Source organism: Paenibacillus pabuli NBRC 13638, assembly GCF_001514495.1.
Lineage (GTDB): Bacteria > Bacillota > Bacilli > Paenibacillales > Paenibacillaceae > Paenibacillus > Paenibacillus pabuli.
On the sequence record NZ_BCNM01000001.1, the window covers coordinates 167018 to 188828 of the forward strand.

A 21811-nucleotide genomic window follows, 5' to 3' on the forward strand; every position below is an offset into this window, starting at 1 on the left:
ACAGACGTAGATGTCTTGTTTATTTTGTGTTGCTTCAGGTTTTTTTTGTATGCCCACAAGGCGATATATGACTGCCAAGAGAGTGGATCGTGACGGGGGGATTGAAGTGAAAATAGCAAAGGTTATCAACAATAACGTCATTAGCATCTATCAGGCGGATGGAGCAGAGCTTGTGGTGATGGGGCGTGGGATTGCCTTTAAGAAAAAGCCGGGGGATAAAGTAGACGAGACCCGCATCCAGAAAGTATTTGCGCTTAAAAACAAGCAGACATCCGACAATTTCAAAATGCTGCTGCGCGAAGTGCCGATCGAACTAATCGAAATTGTGGAAGAGATTATTACCTACGCCAGAGAGAATCTGGGCCGTAACCTGAATGAAAATATTTACGTTTCCCTAACAGATCATATTAACTTTGCGATTGAACGATATCGCGAAGGGGTTGAAATCAAGAATGCACTGATGTGGGAAATCAAACAGCTGTACAAAGCTGAGTTCGGACTAGGCCTGAAAACGCTGGAGCAGATCAAGTCCAGGTTGGACATCGAGCTTCCACCGGATGAAGCAGCATATATTGCCCTGCATATTGTCAATGCGGAGATGAATGAAGAAGTCATTACAACGATGAACATCACGAAGTTTATTCAGCAGATTATTAATATAGCGAAATATCACTTCAAAATGGAATTCGATGAAGAGTCTCTCAGCTATTTTCGCTTCATTACGCATCTGAAATTCTTCTCCCAAAGGGTATTAAGCGGGACCCATTATGACAATAACTATGATCACTTTTATGACATGATCAAAGAGAAGCACCCGGAAGCAGCGGCATGTACGGAAAAAATTGAAATGTTCGTCAACAAGGAATATAACCATCAGCTTACCAATGAAGAAAAATTGTATCTGACCGTCCACATTGAACGAGTCGTTAATAGATAGCAATTAAATTGTTGACATATTTGGTTAAATTATTATAATATGAGATTAACAGGAATTGAATACGATTTAACTGGGATTGTTACTGGTTAGGCAGGCAAAACCTAAGTCATGAGAAGGAAGGACCGAAGTGTCCAATCTTTACTCAAGGCTTAGGTTTTTTGCGTGCAAAAAAATCGGTAAGATGCCTGTTTTAGTAAATATGGGGGTGCACATCATGAGTCAGGAAAAACTCGCAAAAGAGATCGTCGAGCTGGTCGGCGGCGAAAAGAATGTGGTATCACTGGTCCATTGCGCAACACGTTTGCGTTTTGTATTAAAGGATGATGCCAAGGCAGACAAAGCCAAGCTGGAAAAGACAGAAGGAATTATCGCAGTTAAGGAAAATGGGGGACAGTTTCAGGTAGTCGTTGGCAATAAGGTGCCTGAAGTTTACAGTGCCATTGGTCAGATCAGCAACATTTTGGATGATTCTTCTGAAAAGGAAAAGCCAAGTAAATCTGCGAAAGGCATTGGCGGTATAATCGACGTAATATCCAGTATTTTTGCACCGCTCTTAGGGGTTATGGCTGGAGCCGGTATCCTGAAAGGTTTGCTGCTCATTGCAAGCAATGTCGGCTGGCTCGAAACGACGGAAACCACATATAAGATCTTATTTGCAGCAGCAGACAGTCTGTTTTATTTCCTGCCTTTGCTGTTAGCGGTCACAACCGCTCGCAAATTCAAGGGTAATATGTTTGTGGCAATGACGATTGCCGGTGCATTAATCTATCCATCCATCGTTACGCTAAAGGCGGAGGGAACGCCAACCGATTTTTTCGGTATCCCGGTGATTTTGATGAATTATTCATCTACCGTTATCCCTATTATTCTGGCAGTGATCGTCATGAGCAAATTGGAGAAATTCTTCAATAAGGTTCTTCACGAAAGTGTGAAAAATTTTGTCACTCCATTATTTTTGCTTGTCATTATGGTACCTCTTACTTTGCTTGTATTCGGTCCATTCGGCGTATACGTAGGTAATGCCATAGCATCAGGTCTCGTGGCTGCCTTCGGATTTAGTCCACTGTTGGCTGGAGCCGTGATGGGTGCAAGCTGGCAGCTGCTCGTTATTTTCGGAATACACTGGGGTCTCATTCCTGTATTTATCAATAACGTTGCTGTATACGGACGTGATGGTGTCAAACCGGCTGCAACGGCTTCCATCTTTGCACAAACGGGAGCTGCATTCGGAGTGATGCTGAAAACCAAAAATAAAAAGCTGAAGACCCTCGCAGGTTCATCGACACTGACAGCTTTGTTCGGGATTACCGAGCCTGCTATCTATGGTGTTACTCTGCCACTCAAACGTCCATTCATCGCAGGAGTAATCGGGGGTGCCGTTGGTGGGGCTATTATTGGCCAGGCAGGTACTCAAGCATTTGCTTCGGGCGCACCTGGACTGCTGACTTTGCCAATCTTCTATGGACCGGGCGGAGAGGGCTTCCCAGGACTGATCCTTGGGATCTGCGTATCCTTTGTGGTTGCGGCTGCATTGACTTACATTATGGGCTTCAAAGATCCGGTTGAAGAAGAGGAAAAAGAAAAAAGCACGGAATCCGCCAAGGCATCCGCAAGAGCAGCGGCTTCATCGGATCAAGAAGTACTTAGCCCTATCGAGGGAACCATTGTGGATCTGAGTGATGTTCCTGATCCGGCATTTTCATCCGGCGCGATGGGCAAAGGCATTGCGATTGAGCCGGCAGTTGGCCGAGTCGTTGCTCCTTTTGACGGTACCATTACCGTGGCCTTCAAAAAGAAACATGCCCTGGCTGTTGTATCGGATACAGGTGCGGAGATTTTGGTCCATGTCGGTGTAGATACCGTCAAGCTAGACGGTCAGCACTTTACGTCACACATTCAGGAAGGTGATCGGGTTAAAGCGGGAGATTTGCTGCTGGAATTCGATATCGCTGAGATCAAGGCCGCAGGTTATCATACGGTAACCCCGATCATTGTAACGAATTCTGCGAACTACGAGGAAGTGGTTCCTTTGATTACGGGCCAAGTGCGAGTTCAAGAACCACTGCTAACCTTGTATGGTGGGAAGGGTCAGGAACAAGAGTAGAGATTTGCAGGAGTATGCTTTGAGCATTTCTATATACAGAAGCCGTGTCCTGCGTGAAACAGAATGATATTCTGTTTACGCGGACGCGGCTTTTTTTCGGTATCCATTGCTGATTTGGGTTGCATTTCGTTCAGGATAACTTTAATTTTATGCAAGTGCTGATCAGGAATCGGCTCGCACAACCGTTGAGTTCATGTTACCTGTCAGTCGTTGTGGTGGGAAGACCATGCGTACAGGTGCGATGATGATCGCAGCGAACAAAGCTTTGATCAGATCACCGATGATGTAAGGATAGAATCCTTGAATCATGGCTTCCGGTAACGACATTTTGTAAGCATACGCCAGCCAGGGTACGCCCGAAACATAGATCAGTAATGAGCCAAACAGCTCAAATACGATAAAGGCAAGGAAATAACCTACAAATCCGTTCAATTTGATTCTAGAGAGCAATAATCCAATGAGCAAGGCGGAGAAGGGCCACATCATGACATATCCTCCGGTTGGTCCAAGAAGTACGGCGAGTCCACCTGCGCCATGCAGGAGCGGGAAGCCCAGTGCAGTCAGGATGACGACCAGAGCGATACTTAGAAAGCCATATAATGGGCCGAGCAGCCCTCCAGCCAGCATGACCGCAAGAGTTTGCAGTGTAATCGGCACGGGTGAGAAACCAATGGGAATACTTATGTATCCAAAAAGAACTAGTATGGCTGCCATGAGTGCGCTAAATACAATACCTCGCAAAGATAATTTCATGTTTGAACATTCCTTTCGATTTTGGTAATCTTATTGTTAACCAAATAAATAATTGTGGTTGACGATTTGGATCGTACCACAAAAGATTCAAAAGGGAAAGGACCAATTTGCGATGCAAGACGTGATACCTTTGATTAAACTAGAAAATGTCCGTGTTCATTATGCGTCCGAATCAGGACGTGTTCGAAAGGCAGTGGATGGGGTTTCGCTAGTAATAGCCCCAGGAGAATGGATCAGTATTGTGGGAGCCAATGGTAGCGGTAAAAGTACGCTGGCCGGGTTACTGATTGGATTCACTCCGCTATCGGGCGGAGAAAGAAAAGCTCCATCGGAACTGGTTGTTCGTGGAGTTCTCCAGCAGCCCGATGCACAAGTACTCGGAGATACCATTGAAGAGGAGTTTCATTTCGCCTTATCTTCGTTGCTGGAATCTTCGGATGAGCAGTTACGTCGGAGAGAGCACGCATTACATACGGTAGGACTTGAACTCCCACCAGAGACAGCAATATCTCAGTTGTCAGGAGGACAAAAGCAGTTGCTTAATATTGCAGTAGCGCTGGCAGCCCAACCCGACCTGCTTATTCTGGACGAGCCTACGGCAATGCTTGACCCGGGAGCCAGGGATCGGATTGAAGCTGTGGTTCAAACCATTGTCCAGCAAGGGACGGCGGTAATCTGGATTACGCATCATTTGGAGGAAACGACGCGATGTGATCGAATTATTGCCATGGAACAGGGACGTTGTGTGTACGACGGAGTGCCTGTGGCTTTCTTTTATGGAATGGAGAAGGAAGAGGATGCTGCTAACATTAGAAGAGACGAACAACAACGATCGCCCTGCGAAGAGCTGGGGCTTGCTCCACCTTTTACAGTGCAGACGGCTCTACTCCTGAAACGGAAAGGTCTGCTTCATGATGCGAAACCTCTGCGACCAGAGCAGTTGGTTAAGGAGGCAGCCCGTTGGCAATAGAATTAGAACATATCAGCATAACTTCATCTGAACCTGACAAAAGAGCGCTGCTTCAAGATGTAAATGTCCAACTGAACCGTGGAGAAATCACTTTATTACTGGGCTGCACAGGATCAGGCAAAACCACACTGCTGCAAACGATCGCTGGCCTGAAACCTCCAGATACGGGCATCCTCAAGCTGGACGGAGAGCCTTTCTGGCAAAATGGGAAAGTGCCGCAGTCCATTCTGCTGCAAATGGGGTTGGTCTTTCAATTCCCGGAGCAGCAGCTGTTCGCCCGAACCATTGGGCGTGAATTTACGTATTCCCTGCGTCCATATCGACTACCGGATGAACAAAAGAATAAGCGGATTTCCGAGGCGCTTGAGCGCTGGGACTCCGCAGCGGGTCATGGAGTGCAGGAACGATTCCATTCGGACAGATCTCCCTTTGCACTAAGTGGAGGAGAGCGAAGAAGACTGGGGCTTGCCCTCGGAACTGCTCCGCAGCCTTCATGGCTCTTGCTCGATGAACCTAGCGCCGGATTGGAAGCACAACGTGTTGTCATGCTGCTGGAAGCATTGAATCAGCATCGAAATGCGGGTGAGGGAGCCATTGTGGCTACACACGACCTGGACACATTTTTACCGCATGCAGATCGGGTTCTGCTGCTGCAGGAGGGACGTCTGGTTGCTGATCTCACACCAAGGGAACTTCATACAAGGCCTGATTTGCTGGAGTCAGCAGGTATAGGACTGCCACCCTCTATGCAACTGGCACAACAATTTGCGGCAGGAGGCATTCATTTGCCTTTTACTGCGTTGACCCCGGAGGAAATGGCTGAAAGCATTGTTCAGTCCGTCCATGAGTCGTTAGCGCAGAAGCCGGATGGGGTCGCAACAGAGGATAAATCCAGAGAGGGAATGAAGCGTTCCATTTCACGTCCAAGCTCTCCAGTCGTAACCGACAAGCAGGAACACACATCCATATACAACACTCATAAAGAAGCAGGTAAACCAAAGGGCTTGTATGGCGCTATGGACCCGCGGCTGAAATGGATTTTATACATTTTACTTGTGACCGCTACGATGCTTCAACACCACTGGTTAGGCCTATCTCTTACGTTGGTGCCAGTTATCTTGGCGCTCGTTGTACTGCCACGTCAGGCTCTGATGGGATGCTTGAAATTAATGAAGCCGCTTGTACTGTTCTTTCTCATATCAACCGCGCTGTCGGGGACGACTCTTTCAACAGAAGGGGGCGGTCTACAGTTCGGATTTTCCCTGCATCAGGCCGAGGCGACGTTACTGAATGTATATCGTTTGTTTATTGTCACGTTGGCAAGTCTTTGGTTCTCACTGACCACGCCTTATGGGCGCATGGTGGCGGGACTGAATTGGGTGCTCGGCGTCGGACAAAAAATAAAGCTGCCCGTCTCTTCATTTGCACTTGCCGTGTCGTTAATCTTCCGTTTTATCCCGATGATCTGGAGTGAATGGCAGCGATTCTCGCTGATTGTCCGGGCACGCGGCAAAGCTGCGTTACGACCGAATACGGTGCGTGTGCGTGATCTGGGTCCGATGGTTATTCCCCTGCTCATGGCGCTGTTTCAGCGTGCAGAAGATATGACGATTGCAATGGAAATGCGGAAAGTCAGAGAGAACTCCCTGCTTGGAGCGCGCTCATCCTTATTGTTATGGTCCAAACGAGATACAGGGATTTGCATGATTGGACTTATTGTTTTTGTATTTTATATCTGGATCAGAGACTAAAAACGCAGTGTTTGCCATTGTTCATGCATAAATCCTTTCATTTCCGTTCAAAATAAACTTGCTTTGATCATTACGAAGCAGATATGGAGGGACGAACGATGAAGGATAAATTTCTGCAAGAAGAAAGACGAGAATATACCGATGTGTCCACTGTGGAGTCGCAGCGAAATGATATCACATTCGAAGAATTCCCTGAAGGTCCTTACGGCTCATCTCTAATGTCTGAATCTCTTGGCAAAAGCTCGCCTTGGCGGGTGGATCAAAGGACTGCACACCGTTTCGATTATGAAAATCATGAACTGCACGAAGGGGAAGTTCGGGATTATCCCGGTCAGGACGTCTTTGATGAAACGGTCCCCGATAATGTAACCAAACCACAATACCCGGAAGAAGAATAGTACAATGGCACTGGCGTATTATATAAAATAGATAATAGCCTCCGGCAGATTTTCCTGTCCGGGGGCTATTTGTAGTTGTTTCGTTTAGGAAAACAAATCTCCTCAAATTCCACAATATGGGTTATCATAGGCGTAGCTCATATTAAAATGAAAAGCAAGTCATTGCCAAACGGGGGGATATCCAAATGAGAGAGATTAACTATAGCGATTATTTTTGGCAGGATGATCAGGTCAGATTGCGTGCTTTGCGTGAGGAAGATTGGGAGGATCATTATTATAACCGGTTTGATACACCCGCTCGTCGTTTACTGGAATGTGCAGTAGAGCTGCCACCTACGAATGCGGAGGCGAAGAAATTTACGGAAGCCTTCTCCGATTTCTCTCTAGAAAGAGGACGAATTATGTTCACGATTGAAAACATGGATGGTGAGAATATTGGGGGCGTGAACCTGAACAGTATCGATGAGCGGAATGGTACCTTTAGCATTGGAATTCAAATTGACAGGGATCATCGCGGAAAAGGATATGGGACGAGAGCCATACGAATCTTACTGAAATATGCCTTTTTCGAGCGCCGGCTTCATAAATTCAATGATTCTGTTCTTGAAGGTAATGAACCTTCCGCAGCCATGATGAGAAAGCTTGGCTGTGTGCAGGAGGGCGTGCGTCGTCAGGTGATTTATACCGATGGAAAATACCGGGATATGATCCTGTTCGGATTAACCAAAGACGAGTTTATTGATAAGGAGGGACTGGCATGAATCCCTTTCTAAATCAGATCGGTACGGTGTTTATTCCTGTTCGTGATATTGAGAAGGCACGTGAGTGGTATTGCGATATATTGGGATTGCCTGCCGATGGGGAAATTTTATTTTGACATCTGTATATTATTCCGATGAGTGGCACACGTATTGTGCTGGACAGCAAAATTTACTCCGAGGAGCACACATTTAAAACCCCGGCATTTCATTGATACGCACAACATTGAGGAAGCCTATGCGTTTATGCTCTCCAAAAATGTGAATATAAGAACAGCCATCGAACATGAACACTGGTTTAATTTTCAGGACCCGGACGGGAATTGGTTGATGGTATGCCAATGTTAGTTGGGGAAGTTAGTCTAGGAGGCATATATGAAACAAATTATACAAAGCAATGAATTAATCATTGATTGTAAAGATATTTATTTGCGCGAGTATCGACCCGAGGATTTGGAGAATTTGCAGGAAATCACCTGGCAACCCGAGATTTACGAATTTTTGCCGGGATGGAATGCTACGGTTGAAGAGAGGGCACTTTGGCTTACTCAATACGAAATCCCTGAGAATCAGAATTTTAAGCAGGCTGTTTTTGCGGGAGGAGACATTGGGGACCTCTGTTTACGTTTGGCTATCGTGCTCAAAGAAAATGATGAGTTTATAGGCTGGTGCTGCTCGGGGATCAAGGACGAACTTCCAGCGCCCAATCGGGAGGTTATGTACGGCATTTCGAAACACTTCCGCAACCGCGGCTATACAACGCAGGCAGTTCAAGGAATAACACAGTATTTATTTGAAAATACAAACGTTGACGTATTGAATGCCATCGCTTTATTAACGAATCAGGCATCGAATAAGGTAATACAGAAATGCAATTTTGAATGGCTGAGTTTAATCGAAATCGAGAATGAACCGTACAACTATTATCAACTGTTGAAACACCAACGATAACCCTACTGTAATTAGCTCAAGATGACTGTACAGGAGTGGTCCCATGGATTCCAAACCGCAGCTTATTTTAGATCTGGCGGGTGTTCTGATCACCAATCTTTCCTCTTCATTCTGGCAGGAGCTTGCTAGGTATGCAGGTACGCCTTTATGAATTGCTTGAACAAACAACAGAGTTGCTACCTGCCATGCATTGTCTTGAACGATGGAGCGAGCAGGCAGAACTTCATCTCTTGAGTAATCATTGTCATGAATGGATTCAACCTATTTTGCCGTTGATCCAGCCGTATTGCAAGAGCATAACGATTTCCAATCAGGTCGGATATTGCAAGCCAAATATAGAGATATATGAACTTGTGCAATCTCATCTACACAGGGATGTACCTATTATATATGTGGATGATCAGGCTAAAAACTTGAAGCCTGCTGCTGAGCTGGGATGGGAAACTTTACTTGCAGATGAACAGCATCAATGGACTGCTGAAATTGACGGATGGCTCGCAGATCAACGATAACTCCCGATACAGATGCACTACGTACAAATAAGTCAATTCGATTCTAAACAAACAGCCCTCTCATTTCTCCGCAGAGATGAGAGGGTTATTTAGCATGCGATAAGAGCGGCAATTAAATAATGAAAATGCGGCGTCTTGCAAGCCTCGTTCAGCCTAGGCTTCATTCTTTATCAATGGCATTACAATCGTAAATTCCGTTCCTGCACCTAGTTGGCTACGCACTGTAATTTTCCCGCCATACGATTCTACAATCGAACGGGTGATGGCAAGTCCAAGACCCGCGCCCCCTTGTTTTCTTGAACGGGAAGAGCTTGTGCGGTAGAAGCGTTCAAAGATATGAGGCAGGTGTTCGGGTTCAATCCCGGAGCCGTTATCTTTTACCGTTAACTCGACTTGATGCTGAACGGCATATAACGTAATGCTGACGGTTCCCCGGTCTGAATCGGTGTGCTGTACAGCATTGTGGAACAGATTAAGTACAACCTGTTTCAATTTGTGCGCATCAGCCATTACATAGACTTCAGCGGTCAGGTCGAGATGAACTTGTCTTGTCTGAGCCATCATGACCAACTGCGGCTGCATTTCGAGCAGCAGACTGTCGACTTGGATGACCTCCTGCTCTTGCTGAGGCGCCTGGTCCAGCTTGGTCAGCATCAGCAGATCCTCTACAAGTTTGTTAATCCGTATAGATTCACCATACATGCTGTTCAAGGCGCTGTATAATTGCTCGCTGTTGGTAGCTGCGCCCCGCTTAAGCACCTCAATGAATCCGTGAATGGAGGTAAGAGGGGTGCGAAGTTCATGCGAAGCATCAGACAGAAAACGCTGCATCTGCTCTTTCGACTCCCGCTCTGCTTCAAACGAGTCTTCCAGCCGCTCTAGCATGCCGTTAAATGAAAGCGCCAGTTGATCTACTTCCTGTTGTCCCTGGATAGCAGGAAGGCGTTCAGCCAAACTGCCGGCATCGATCTGTTGCACCCTATCTACCATACTGGACAGGGGAATCAACGTCCGGCGAAGTGCCTTGGTGTATAGAACGAGTCCGGCTACCATGGCCAACAAGGATAACATCAAGAAGATCAGGAGCTGTTTCACAATTACATCTTTTAGCGGTTTCGTAGCGGTCCCCATCTGCACCATGGGTAAGCCGCGATTACGTGGTCCAGGCGAGGAGAAGACGATGAGCTGCTCATTGCCTCGGCTATCCGTTTCAATCCGGTACGGAACATGTTGTTTATCGTTAATCTGATCCGTAATGTTCTGATATTCAGCTGATGTCAAGCGAGGAGCGGTCAGACCGTCTTCCCCAAAGATATCCTCGTAGCCACTTTTATTATCAAATAAGGCCAGTGAACGGTCAGGAATGTACAAGAAACGATTGCCTGGTCCTCTTGAATCCGATCCAGATTGCCCACCAAAAGGATTATTGGTCGCACCTCCACTACGCGAGGACGGTCCAAGCCACACAGGGGGCATGGACATCAGCTGCTCTTCCATGGTTTTTGCCTGGTTGCGATACAGAAAGCTCTCCATGATCCAGAATTGAAGGATACCTATTAACAAGAGCAGAGCAGCCAGAATGAACAGGGATCGCGCGAGTAATTGAGAGCGTAGCGACCGTGGTGAGATCCATCGATGCAACCATGTCCAAAGATGTTTATCTTTCTTAAATAAAGAGACCATCAGAGATCCACCCTGTATCCGACACCTCGAAGTGTACGAATGAGTTTATGCTCTTTATCCCCCAGTTTGTCACGCAAGGAGCGGACGTACACCTCCACGATATTTTCTTCTCCACCAAAATCGTATCCCCACACGCGGTTCAGAATGGTCGCTTTACTCAGGACAATGCCATGATTAAGTACGATGAATTTTAATAGTTCGTATTCGGTTGGAGATAACTCCAAAATCTGATCATGATAGGTAATCTCTTTGCGTTGATCATCAATTCGGAATGGACCATGAGTTACTGCGCCTATTAATAAAGGAAACTGATTACGCAGCCTTGCCTGAATCCGTGCAAGTAACTCGTCAAAAGCAAAGGGTTTAATCATATAATCGTCAGCACCAAGCCATAGGCCTTTTACCCGATTCTCAACTTCATCTTTGGCTGTCAGCATGATCACCCCGACCTGAGTACCGCTCTTGCGCAGCCGTTCAACGACCTCAAACCCATCCATCTCGGGCATCATGACATCCAGAATGGCCATATGCGGACGGAAGTCGAGTGCCAATTCAAGCGCAGCGGCTCCATCCGGGGCCGTACGCACATCAAAGCCTTCATTGCTCAGTCCCAGCTCCAGAAATTGCAAAATATGTGGTTCATCATCTGCCAAAAGTATTTTAATACCAGTACTCAGCTTCATAAGCATGCGTTCCTCCCCGTTGAATCCATCGATTACATACCCTCAATACTAGAGGTCTATATGCTGTATTATCGCTTGCCAAACTGAAATTTAGCTGAAAAGTTTGCACGGTATCCTCAGGCAACATTCAGCGGGCACTCATCCCAGTTTTACTTTGGCCTGTCACAATAGTAGACATGAAGAACTTGAAGGAGTGATTGAGATTGAATAACGCCAAACGAAGGATGGATCTGGTCCTTCTGCCGATTGTTTTACTGGCGGCATTTCTGAATGGATATGGCATCTGGAACGATCAATATGCCAATTCCTATTACACGACCGCCGTTGGGAGCATGCTGAGAAATTTCCATAACTTTTTCTATGCATCGCTCGACTCGGCGGGTTCGGTAACCGTAGACAAACCACCGGTTGTTTTCTGGATCCAAACTGCTTTTGCTTATGTTTTTGGATTACATGGATGGAGTGTTATTTTACCGCAAGCGTTAGCGGGGATCGGTTCGGTGCTGCTGATCTATTTCATGGTCAAGCCTACATATGGTCTTGCCGCAGCGCGAATTTCGGCACTTGCGATGGCGACTGTTCCCGTTGTGGCAGCGGTCAGCCGTACCAACAATATTGACAGCATGCTGGTGTTCACGCTGCTGCTTGGTTCATGGTTTTTGTTCAAGGGAAGCAAACAAGGCAGTACGTGGCGAATCCTGGTTGCCTTTGCTCTCATTGGACTTGCTTTTAATATGAAAATGCTGCAAGCCTACATGATTCTTCCGGCGTTCTACTTGTTCTATCTGCTGGCATTCAACGCAAAGTGGAGAAGAAAAATCATCCTGCTGATCGGAAGTACGGCGGTGCTGGCCGTCGTTTCCTTATCCTGGGCAGTCACTGTGGATTCTATACCGATAGATGAGCGGCCTTATATCGGCAGCAGTGAAACCAATTCGGTGCTGGAGCTGGCTTTTGGATATAACGGCTTATCCCGTCTCACAGGGCAACAGAACAGATCAGCGAATGCTGGCATGCCAAACGTCTCTGATGATGGCAAGGCCCGTGGCAACGCTACTTCCCAGACATCAGCATCCGATCAGTCGGGCAACGGCTCGAATCCAACAGGCAATGCATCGGGAAGTGGTGGAATGGGTGGCATGAACGGAATGACTTTCCCGGGCGGTCAGATGCCTAACGGTGGCGAGATGCCGAATGGAAGGAATTTCGGAGGCGGTGGTGGAGGCATGGGCGGCATGTTTGGTACCGGGGAAAAAGGTCCTCTGCGGTTATTTCAGACTGAACTTTCCGGTCAGGCCAGTTGGCTTTTGCCGATTGTATTGCTTGGCTGCATCGCGATGTTTGCAGGGTTAAGACGGAGAAATATAACCGATAAGCATAAGGAAGCTTTGTTTTGGCTGGCCTGGCTGCTTCCGGTAGCTGCTTTCTTTAGTGTGGCAGGCTTCTTCCATCAATATTATCTGATCATGCTCGCACCTCCGGTAGCAGCATTAACCGGAGCAGGATTTGCAGCCATGTGGACGGCGTATCGTGAACGCAATGGCTGGCAATCCTGGCTGCTTCCGTTATCCGTGCTGCTTACGGCCTTCTTCGGCTGGTACATCATGCAGGTGTATAACGAAACTATAGGGGCGGGTTGGTCCATAGGTGAATTAATTGCGGGCATTCTGATCACGGTGATCCTGATTGTGATGCTTAATCGTGCACACCCATGGAAACAGGGTTTAATTATCGCAGGCTTCATGGTCATGTTGATCGGTCCGACCTATTGGGCATTCACACCTATCACGTATGGAGGCAACAGCATGATTCCGGCGGCTGGACCTACAGGTTCCAATGGAATGTTCGGTGGAATGGGCATGGCTATGGGAGAGAGACAAGGTGATGGCAATGGTGGCGGTATGGGTATGGCTCAGCCGAATGCATCAAATGACACCGACACCGATCAGGCTTTCCCATCGTCCGATGAAGCTGATTCGAACAATATCGGCATGGGGACACCTCCGGATTCAGGCGGAAACATGAATGGCGAAAGAGGCATGCCGACGACAGGTGGTCGAGGTGGAGCGGGAAACCGCAACGAAGAAGTGGACACCACAACACTGAAGTATCTGAGAGAGCATAACACGGGTGAAACTTATCTCTTCGCAACGACGGACTATAACCAGGCAGCTCCATATATCATCGATGAGAATGAAGCAGTTATTACGCTTGGCGGGTTCTCGGGCTCAGATCCGGTGTATACCACAGAAAAACTGGAACAACTCGTGAAGAGTGGACAAGTGAAATACTTCATGGTAGGTGGCAGGGGCGGTCGAGGCGGCAGTTCGGATATCGGCGACTGGATCAAGGAGCATGGTACCGAAATTCCAACGTCAGAGTGGAAGACAGGTACGGATAGCGGTTCCGGTTTCGGTGGTCAAACCACTTTATATGAAGTGAAATGATAAGCGTTATCGCATGCATGGTATAAGGGAGGGAAAGAACATGGCTCAAAAGTGCCGTTACAGCATTATCATTCCGATGTATAACGAAGAAGCAGTGATTGAGGAGACCTATCGGCGTCTGAAAAAAGTCATGGGCAGTACGGGAGAGAGTTACGAGCTTCTCTTTGTTAACGATGGCAGCGTGGACCAAAGTGCACAGATGATCCATGACTACGCCCTTTGGGACGAGAGTGTGAAGCTGATTGATTTTGCACGCAACTTCGGTCACCAGATCGCTATTACGGCAGGGATGGATTATGCAGCTGGCGATGCAGTCGTCATTATTGATGCGGATCTTCAGGACCCTCCCGAGCTGATATTGGACATGATCGCCAAGTGGAGAGAGGGCTATGAGGTTGTCTATGCCCGTCGGACCAGACGAAGTGGGGAGACCCGCTTCAAGAAATGGTCGGCTAGCCTGTTCTACCGCGTACTGCGTGCGTCGACGGATACGGATATTCCGGTGGATACCGGGGATTTCCGCTTAATTGATCGTAAGGTATGTGATGAGATGAAACGTCTTCCAGAGAAGAATCGATTTGTCCGTGGACTGGTCAGTTGGGTGGGGTTCCGCCAGACGGCCATTGAATATGAACGGGATGAACGTTTGGCAGGGGAGACGAAATACCCGCTGAAACGCATGTTGAAGCTGAGTCTGGACGGCATTACATCATTCTCACACAAACCGCTCAAGCTTGCAGGTTACGTGGGCGGTGTTCTATCCATCGGCGGCTTCATCTATATGTTAAGTGTCATCGCTTCAGCGATATTTACAGATTCAACGATCAAAGGATGGCCTTCGATGGTCAGCATCATGCTGATTTTTAACGGCTTCACTCTGATTATGCTGGGCATTCTTGGGGAATATGTCGGCCGGATCTATGATGAAACGAAGGCGCGTCCGTTATATATCGTAAGAGATGTGTATCAGTTCGAAAGTCAGTCGAGTCAGTCAAGGTTAACGGGCAGAGTTGCTCATCATGACTAATCGGTTGGCCATTATATTGAAGTTCGGAATTGTGGGCGTCCTGAATACGGTGGTGGATGCAATGGTGTTCACGCTGCTTGCTGCCGCATGCACATCTGCTCTGATTGCCCAGCTAATTTCATATAGCTGTGGGGTCGTGAACAGTTACTGGTGGAACGGCAGATGGACCTTCCAGGATGCGGGAAGACAGGGGAAGAAAACCGAATTCATGCGTTTTATAATCACCAATCTGGTGGTTCTGGCGTTATCCTCCCTGATTCTGTACATCTGCAATAGCACATTAGGTTGGGGCATTGTCATGAGCAAAATACTGGTGACTCTCTCGGGCATGGTTATAAACTATATCGCCAGTCGGTATTGGGTGTTCCGGACAAATCCCGTTCAAAGATCTGACCCTTCATCTGATGCGAACGAAAGGAGTGTTTCATGAAATGAGAATTAAAAAAGCAGTCATTCCGGCAGCGGGACTTGGCACCCGATTCTTGCCTGCAACCAAGGCACAACCCAAGGAAATGCTGCCGATCGTAGACAAACCGGCCATCCAATACATTGTGGAAGAAGCGGTACAATCGGGCATTGAAAATATCATCATCGTAACCGGACGCAATAAAAAATCGATTGAGGATCATTTTGACAAATCGGTTGAGTTGGAACATTCCCTATATGCCAAAGGCAAGCAAGCTTTACTGGAAGAAGTGCAAGCGATCAGCGAAATGGCCAGTATTCATTTTATCCGTCAAAAAGAACCGCTGGGGTTGGGCCATGCGATTGGATGTGCACGTCAGTTTGTGGGGGATGATCCATTCGCCGTACTGCTTGGAGATGATATTATGGTGTCTGATCCCCCGGCGCTCGCACAGATGATTCATTTATATGAAAAGACAGGCAGCCAGATTGTTGGCGTAAGGCAAGTGCAGGCTGCTGACGTGAGTAAATACGGAATTATCGATTCACAGGGGGCAGAGGATCGGGTTCACCGAATCAACACTCTGGTAGAAAAACCCTCCATTGCAGAAGCGCCTTCCCGAACAGCCGTGATGGGACGTTATATTCTGAAACCTTCCATCTTTCCCATTCTGGATCGAATCGAGAGAGGGGCTGGAGGAGAGTATCAGCTAACGGATGCGCTGAAAGAAGTAAGCCAGGTGGAAGAGCTGCTGGCCCTTGAACTTGAGGGGCGCCGCTATGATATTGGTGATCAGTTCGGATATATCCAGGCGATATTGGAAATGGGATTGATGCGCAAGGAGTTGCAGCCCATGCTGACGCCATATCTTCAGCAGCTTGCAACACAATGGGGATAGGAATTGATATGTAGCAGAGGTTTAGATCTGCTGTAGGATGGGGCTCCTCCGTGCCATGGTTCTGCCATAGACTCCAGCATTGTACAATGGTTCCTGTAACGCTACAATGAGCAAGAAGTTCAAGTTGCTCTTTGAGGAGTGAGGAATCATGAGTGAGACTACCATCAGAGATCTTATTCAGTATATGGACGTGGAGGATAACGCCGCCATTCAATACATTCAGACCGAGCATCGGTTGAAACTGGGACTCTTTTGGGGAATCAAGGAAGGCAGCCGCGTTCTGGAAATCGGTTGTGGTCAGGGAGATACAACGGCTGTGCTTGCACATCTGGTGGGGGAGCACGGGTATGTTCATGGTGTAGATATTGCACCAGAGGATTATGGTGCACCGCTGACCGTAGGTGAAGCGGCGGCCAAGCTGCGAAAATCTCCGCTGGGTGACCGAATTCGAATGGATTATAATTTCGACATTTTAAGTGATCAGGTCCAATTCGCTGAAAATGAGTTTGATGTGATTGTACTTTCCCATTGTTCCTGGTACTTGAAATCGTTTGACGAACTCGCCCAGATTCTTAGCAAGGTTAGGACGTGGGGACATCAATTATGTTTTGCCGAATGGGATGCACGAGTTACAGATGTGACCCAGCTCTCGCACTGGTTATCCGTTCTGATTCAGTCCCAGGTCGAATGTTACAAGGAGAACAGCTTCTCCAATGTGCGCACGCTCTTTACACCGGAGGATATCCAAGAGCATGTCTCTGCGGCGGGCTGGACAATTAAGGAAGAGATTTCGATCCATTCTCCCGAACTGCAGGACGGTCGCTGGGAAACCGAAATGACACTGGCAGAAGCGCCTGTGGAACTGAAAATGCTTCCGATCCCGGACAAAGTAAAAACACTTCTTCTTTCCGAACTGAAATTACTTAGGACACATCATGCTGCGGGGCCTGGGAGCCCGCTGGGAACGTATGCGATTGTTGCCAAAAAGCAGTAGAGAAATAGCTATTTGCAGCAATTTATAAGAAAAACGTCTATCGATGTACTTTCACAGAAGACAGACCGCGTTTAGCTGAAGTTTTTCTTGCGATAATTGAATTGTTCAGCTCTGCTGAAAACGTATAAATTCCATTTTCTAAAAAAAGGTGTTTACTTCATGATGGTAATTTTGATATTATAGTCGCAATATCAAATGCGATGAAGAGATGAGTAGATAAAAATCATTCTTTCAAAGAGAGCTCCGGCAGCTGAAAAGGAGTAAAGAATCTTTTATTGAATAAAGACTCAGAGCAGCACATCGGAACTTTAAGGCTTGAGGGATGGTGTGACAGGAGCTCCTGTTACAGAGCGAGAGTATATGCGGATGCGGCATAATTGAATGCAGTTATCCTGAACTCGAAGAGGCTGATATGGCGACATATTGGTGAATCTGGGTGGTACCACGAGAGTAACAATCTCGTCCCTGAGACTTTTGTCTTGGGGATGGGATTTTTTGGTTTTTCCGGGATGTTGGCTACACGCTTTGGAAATGCCTGAATAGTGTTTAATTAGGGAAAACTCACACCGAAAGGAAATGATGATTGTATGTCAGCAAAATTGAAAGTCGGTATCGTCGGAGGAACGGGGATGGTAGGTCAGCGCTTTGTAGATCTGCTAAATGGACACCCATGGTTTGAAGTAACGGCAATTTCAGCAAGTGCCAACTCGGCAGGCAAAACATACGAAGAATCTGTTAAAGGCAGATGGAAGCTCGCTGCTGCGATCCCGGAAGCAGTGAAAAACATCGTGGTGCAGGATGCTTCCCAAGTGGAAGCTTTTGCAAGCCAGGTTGATTTTATATTCTGTGCTGTGGATATGAAAAAGAATGAAATTCAAGCGCTCGAAGAGGCTTATGCCAAAACGGGAACTCCGGTGGTTTCCAACAACTCGGCTCACCGCTGGACAGCGGATGTGCCCATGGTCATTCCGGAAATTAACCCGGGACATCTGGACGTGATTGAAGCTCAACGCAAACGTCTAGGAACGAAAACCGGATTCATCGCAGTTAAACCAAATTGCTCGATTCAGAGCTATGTGCCTGCCCTCCACGCGTTGCGCGAGTTCAATCCAACTCAAGTGGTGGCTTCCACATACCAAGCGATCTCTGGAGCAGGTAAAAACTTTACCGACTGGCCGGAAATGCTGGATAACGTGATTCCATACATCGGTGGCGAGGAAGAGAAAAGTGAACAGGAACCACTGCGTATCTGGGGAAGCATTCAAAATAATGAGATTGTAAAAGCGTCCTCACCATTAATTACAACACAATGTATTCGTGTTCCGGTAACGGATGGTCACCTGGCGACAGTGTTTGTATCTTTTGAGAAAAAACCATCGAAAGAAGAAATTCTGGACCGTTGGTTGCAATTCAAAGGCCGTCCGCAAGAACTGGAACTGCCAAGTGCACCAAAACAGTTCATTACGTATTTTGAAGAAGAAAACAGACCACAAACCAAATTGGATCGAGACATCGAGCGCGGGATGGGCGTATCAACAGGCAGACTGCGCGAAGACTCTCTGTATGATTACAAGTTTGTAGGACTGTCCCACAACACGCTGCGCGGAGCAGCAGGCGGTGCTGTTCTGATCGCTGAATTGCTCAAAGCTGAAGGGTATATTCAGCCGAAATAAATAGGGCACGGTGGAAATAGGAATAGAAGTAATAGAATATCACTGACAGGTTACCCCTTTTAGTAGACAAGAGTATGAGCATCTAAGAAGATGAATTCATTTTTGTTGAACAGAGGGGTATTTTTATGTCAATCCATGTGAAGCAGGAACACTTGAATCCAATATTCCAGAAGAGGAAGGGGATTGTGATGGAAGGCCAGCTGGTATTGCGTCGAGTCCGGGACCTGTCGGAAGTACTTTAATCATAAGTGTCTCTCGTTGCAGGTTCTTTATGTACAAAAAACGCCGACAATAAATAATGTCGGCGTTTTTCATTTGCTCTATATTGTACTAGGCCGCAGACGTCTTATCGGTATTGTGAAGACTCTGCGAGCGGCGCCCAAGCAGATATCCTGCCAGCGAGGCCAACATCTGCTGAAATACCATGCCAAGTACAACCGGAACGGCAACAGGTGGAGGGAAATATGATACCGCTAGCACCGCTCCCGCACTAATATTGCGCATGCCACCGTTGAACACAAGTGCGACCTGATCCGCTTCATTCCAGCCGAGTATTCGGGCAATAAAATAACTCAAAGCATAACCGAATGAGGCCAGAAAAATAATGATGGCTGCCAGACCAGCGAGCTGCCAGTTAAAGTCAGCCAAATAGGGAGCAACCACAGAGCCATTAATTGCGACTACTGCTGCCATGAACAATTTGGAGAACGGATTCAGTCTTGGCCCCCAGACCGGGACAATGGCCCCTTTGGTCCATTCATTCAAAAGCATCCCAAGCAAGGAGGGCACAACGATCATCCAGAACAGACTGCTCATCATGGCTGCTATATCCAGCGATACGCTAGTGCCGATCAGCATGGATAATACGCCAGGTACAACAAAAGGAGCGAGCATCGTGTCAATAAGAATAATCGAGAGCGTCAGAGCGATATTGCCCCGGTAGATGCTGACCCAGATAAAGCTGCTCACACCTGTTGGAATCACGGCGGCCAGAACAAGACCCGTTATCGTGTAGGCATCCGTTGGAAAGACCAGGTGACCCATTCCCATAGCAATCAATGGCATGGCCAGATGTAAAATAAACAGACATACAAACAGTGGAAAAGGCTTCTTCAGCACGTTCACAAAATCTCGTATCCCAAGACTGATGCTTCCGGCAAACGTCATGAACGCAAACAGCCAGGGTGACAAAAAGGTATAAGAAGAAAGGAGACTCCCGCAAAGAACGCCAATAATAATGCTGATTGGAGTAATCAGTGGCATGATGCGGTTCAAGCGTACATTTAAGGCCTGAAGCATATTCATGACATCCCTTTACCGTGTGATTCCTTTATTATACATGTTAATAATGATGAATGCAGACCCATTTGCAATGAAGCTGTCAGAGCGGTTATCATACATCTGGAAGAAGCACGACGATTTGAAAAAAGGGAGATGATGTTGATGATCAGGAAAAGAAAGCAAACGTTAATGATGGCAGGCCTCATTGCGTCAAGTATTCTTGTGATCTCGGCTTGTTCCGTTGTGGAACAGGCGAATCAAAGTTTGAATTACGTCAGCGGGGCTACTGAATATATAGAGCAAGTATCGAATGCCGGGGCAGATCTGCAAGAACTCGCATCAGGAGCGGTAAGTAACTCGGAAATAACAACTCAGGTTCAGGAGAAAATTGATCTGATTCAGGCGGAAGCCAGCGAATTTTCTCAGCTGTCAGCCCCAGCAATTGGGGAAAGCATTCATGAGAATCTGGTCAGTTACAATAATCAATTAACTGAAGTGGTCGATCGGTTTGAAAATACAATTGCAGAGCAGGGCTTCACTGCGGAAAATTGGGAGAAGACCGGGATTCCCGATCTGATCCATAATATCAACAGCTTAAAAGATCCGTTAAGCGGACTTGGAAACGAATCCAATTAAATCTCAGCCAAGGCTGGATTGATTTCTTGAGCAAATGCAAATGAATGAATATTTAGCTTCACACAAGCAAGACTAGGTAGTGGATTACTTTAGTGTATACACCATGTTTTTATCAAAGGAGACTTGTGTGATGTCTGAACAAAATGGAAAAGTAATCATTATCACCGGCGGAGCGAGTGGTATTGGTAAAGAAACAGCGCTTCAGCTTTCGGATCTGGGTGCAACGATTGTCATAGCAGATTATAACGAAGAGGGTGCGAGAAAGCTTGCATCTGAGATTGAAGCAGGTGGTGGCACAGCCGGAGCATACAAAGTCGACGTGTCCAGAGGGGACGAGATCAAGGCACTGATTGACTGGACTGTAGAGAAATATGGAACATTGAATGGCATATTCAACAACGCGGGCATTGGACTTGTGAAGCCATTTCTGGAGATGGACCCGGAATCCTATCACAGAGTAATCGATGTTGACCAGCACAGTGTGTATTACGGCATGTATTATGGCGCCAAGAAAATGGTTGAACTGAATGTACAAGGCACAATCGTAAATACAGCATCGATCTATGGAAGTATTGCCGCTGTGGGAAGTTTTAACTACAATGCAGCCAAGGCGGCTGTCGTAATGATGTCCAAATCCGGCGCCTTGGAACTTGCCGAGCATGGCATCCGTGTGGTCGGTGTAGCGCCAGGCTTCATTGAGACACCGATTCTGGGTGATGACAAAGCAATGAAGGATGCACTTGCTACCCAACATATGCGCGGAGAGCTCATCCAACCGGAGAAAGTTGCGAGTGTTGTAACCTTCCTGTTCAGTGACGCTGCCAGTGCAGTGAATGGGACGACGGTTGCGGTAGATGATGGATTCCTCAGCTTCAAAACAAAATAAGATTTGAGCTGCAGGTATCCAAGTCCGTCTCTGAAAAATAAAAGAAAAAAACGGTGCGAACGA

Annotated in this window: 20 protein-coding genes, 1 pseudogene and 1 other annotated feature; of the genes and pseudogenes, 17 read left to right on the forward strand and 4 right to left on the reverse strand. The window is 47.1% G+C overall.

Going from position 1 to position 21811, the window contains the following annotated elements:
* Positions 1-106: 106 nt before the first annotated feature.
* Together licT and PPA03S_RS00450 are read left to right on the forward strand one after the other, a co-directional pair.
* Positions 107-937 (forward strand): BglG family transcription antiterminator LicT, encoded by an 831-nt coding sequence (gene licT / locus PPA03S_RS00445; RefSeq protein WP_062319842.1) that lies wholly within the window; start codon positions 107-109, stop codon positions 935-937.
* A gap of 214 nt (positions 938-1151) precedes the next feature.
* A complete protein-coding gene (locus PPA03S_RS00450) occupies positions 1152-3041 on the forward strand; it encodes a beta-glucoside-specific PTS transporter subunit IIABC (RefSeq protein ID WP_062318809.1) in 1890 nt (629 codons plus the stop codon).
* Between the two features lie 162 nt (positions 3042-3203).
* On the opposite strand, the gene PPA03S_RS00455 is transcribed toward PPA03S_RS00450, so the two are convergent.
* Positions 3204-3794: a biotin transporter BioY gene (locus PPA03S_RS00455; RefSeq protein ID WP_062318810.1), complete on the reverse strand. Its 591-nt coding sequence runs from the start codon at positions 3792-3794 to the stop codon at positions 3204-3206.
* 130 nt (positions 3795-3924) lie between these two features.
* Between PPA03S_RS00455 and PPA03S_RS00460 the strand changes: the two genes are divergently transcribed.
* The 7 genes and pseudogenes from PPA03S_RS00460 to PPA03S_RS00490 all read left to right on the forward strand — a co-directional run bounded on the left by PPA03S_RS00460 (position 3925) and on the right by PPA03S_RS00490 (position 9134).
* Positions 3925-4764 carry an ATP-binding cassette domain-containing protein gene (locus PPA03S_RS00460; protein ID WP_167665958.1) on the forward strand — a complete coding sequence of 280 codons (840 nt, stop codon included), beginning with the start codon at positions 3925-3927 and terminating at the stop codon, positions 4762-4764.
* Positions 4755-6515, forward strand: coding sequence for an ATP-binding cassette domain-containing protein (locus PPA03S_RS00465; RefSeq protein ID WP_062318812.1), 1761 nt, complete (start codon positions 4755-4757; stop codon positions 6513-6515). Before PPA03S_RS00460 ends, PPA03S_RS00465 begins: the two co-directional genes overlap by 10 nt.
* A 98-nt stretch (positions 6516-6613) precedes the next feature.
* On the forward strand, positions 6614-6913 hold the full coding sequence (locus tag PPA03S_RS00470; RefSeq protein WP_062318813.1) for a hypothetical protein: 300 nt from the start codon (positions 6614-6616) through the stop codon (positions 6911-6913).
* A 185-nt stretch (positions 6914-7098) separates the two neighbouring features.
* Positions 7099-7674, forward strand: coding sequence for a GNAT family N-acetyltransferase (locus tag PPA03S_RS00475; RefSeq protein WP_062318814.1), 576 nt, complete (start codon positions 7099-7101; stop codon positions 7672-7674).
* Positions 7671-8019 (forward strand): annotated as a pseudogene (locus PPA03S_RS00480) (VOC family protein). Before PPA03S_RS00475 ends, PPA03S_RS00480 begins: the two are co-directional and overlap by 4 nt.
* A 27-nt stretch (positions 8020-8046) precedes the next feature.
* On the forward strand, positions 8047-8622 hold the full coding sequence (locus PPA03S_RS00485) for a GNAT family N-acetyltransferase (protein ID WP_062318815.1): 576 nt from the start codon (positions 8047-8049) through the stop codon (positions 8620-8622).
* Positions 8623-8753: 131 nt separating this feature from the next.
* Entirely contained in the window at positions 8754-9134 is a 381-nt protein-coding gene (locus PPA03S_RS00490; protein ID WP_062318816.1) for an HAD-IA family hydrolase, read from the forward strand.
* 153 nt (positions 9135-9287) lie between these two features.
* Here the strand turns inward: PPA03S_RS00490 and PPA03S_RS00495 are convergent, their stop codons facing one another.
* Both PPA03S_RS00495 and PPA03S_RS00500 read right to left on the reverse strand, forming a co-directional pair.
* Entirely contained in the window at positions 9288-10817 is a 1530-nt protein-coding gene (locus tag PPA03S_RS00495; protein WP_062318817.1) for a sensor histidine kinase, read from the reverse strand.
* Entirely contained in the window at positions 10817-11500 is a 684-nt protein-coding gene (locus PPA03S_RS00500; RefSeq protein ID WP_062319844.1) for a response regulator transcription factor, read from the reverse strand. Before PPA03S_RS00500 ends, PPA03S_RS00495 begins: the two co-directional genes overlap by 1 nt.
* 203 nt (positions 11501-11703) lie before the next feature.
* Between PPA03S_RS00500 and PPA03S_RS00505 the strand changes: the two genes are divergently transcribed.
* From PPA03S_RS00505 to asd, 6 genes are all read left to right on the forward strand, one after another.
* A complete protein-coding gene (locus PPA03S_RS00505) occupies positions 11704-13947 on the forward strand; it encodes an ArnT family glycosyltransferase (RefSeq protein WP_245683476.1) in 2244 nt (747 codons plus the stop codon).
* 40 nt (positions 13948-13987) lie between these two features.
* Positions 13988-14974, forward strand: a complete 987-nt coding sequence (locus PPA03S_RS00510) for a glycosyltransferase family 2 protein (protein WP_062318818.1) — start codon at positions 13988-13990, stop codon at positions 14972-14974.
* Positions 14967-15404 carry a GtrA family protein gene (locus PPA03S_RS00515; RefSeq protein WP_062318819.1) on the forward strand — a complete coding sequence of 146 codons (438 nt, stop codon included), beginning with the start codon at positions 14967-14969 and terminating at the stop codon, positions 15402-15404. Before PPA03S_RS00510 ends, PPA03S_RS00515 begins: the two co-directional genes overlap by 8 nt.
* Position 15405: 1 nt before the next feature.
* Complete coding sequence (gene galU, locus PPA03S_RS00520; protein WP_062318820.1) at positions 15406-16278, forward strand: UTP--glucose-1-phosphate uridylyltransferase GalU; 873 nt, start codon at positions 15406-15408, stop codon at positions 16276-16278.
* A gap of 148 nt (positions 16279-16426) precedes the next feature.
* Positions 16427-17272, forward strand: coding sequence for a class I SAM-dependent methyltransferase (locus PPA03S_RS00525; RefSeq protein WP_062318821.1), 846 nt, complete (start codon positions 16427-16429; stop codon positions 17270-17272).
* Between the two features lie 191 nt (positions 17273-17463).
* Positions 17464-17742, forward strand: a binding site (T-box leader).
* Between the two features lie 117 nt (positions 17743-17859).
* Positions 17860-18945 carry an aspartate-semialdehyde dehydrogenase gene (gene asd, locus PPA03S_RS00530; protein ID WP_082703945.1) on the forward strand — a complete coding sequence of 362 codons (1086 nt, stop codon included), beginning with the start codon at positions 17860-17862 and terminating at the stop codon, positions 18943-18945.
* Positions 18946-19275: 330 nt separating this feature from the next.
* On the opposite strand, the gene PPA03S_RS00535 is transcribed toward asd, so the two are convergent.
* Positions 19276-20244, reverse strand: coding sequence for a bile acid:sodium symporter family protein (locus tag PPA03S_RS00535; protein ID WP_062318822.1), 969 nt, complete (start codon positions 20242-20244; stop codon positions 19276-19278).
* 144 nt (positions 20245-20388) lie between these two features.
* On the opposite strand from PPA03S_RS00535, the gene PPA03S_RS00540 reads away from it, so the two are divergent.
* Positions 20389-20862, forward strand: coding sequence for a DUF6376 family protein (locus tag PPA03S_RS00540; protein ID WP_062318823.1), 474 nt, complete (start codon positions 20389-20391; stop codon positions 20860-20862).
* Between the two features lie 130 nt (positions 20863-20992).
* A complete protein-coding gene (locus PPA03S_RS00545) occupies positions 20993-21748 on the forward strand; it encodes an SDR family NAD(P)-dependent oxidoreductase (protein WP_062318824.1) in 756 nt (251 codons plus the stop codon).
* Positions 21749-21811: the final 63 nt, after the last annotated feature.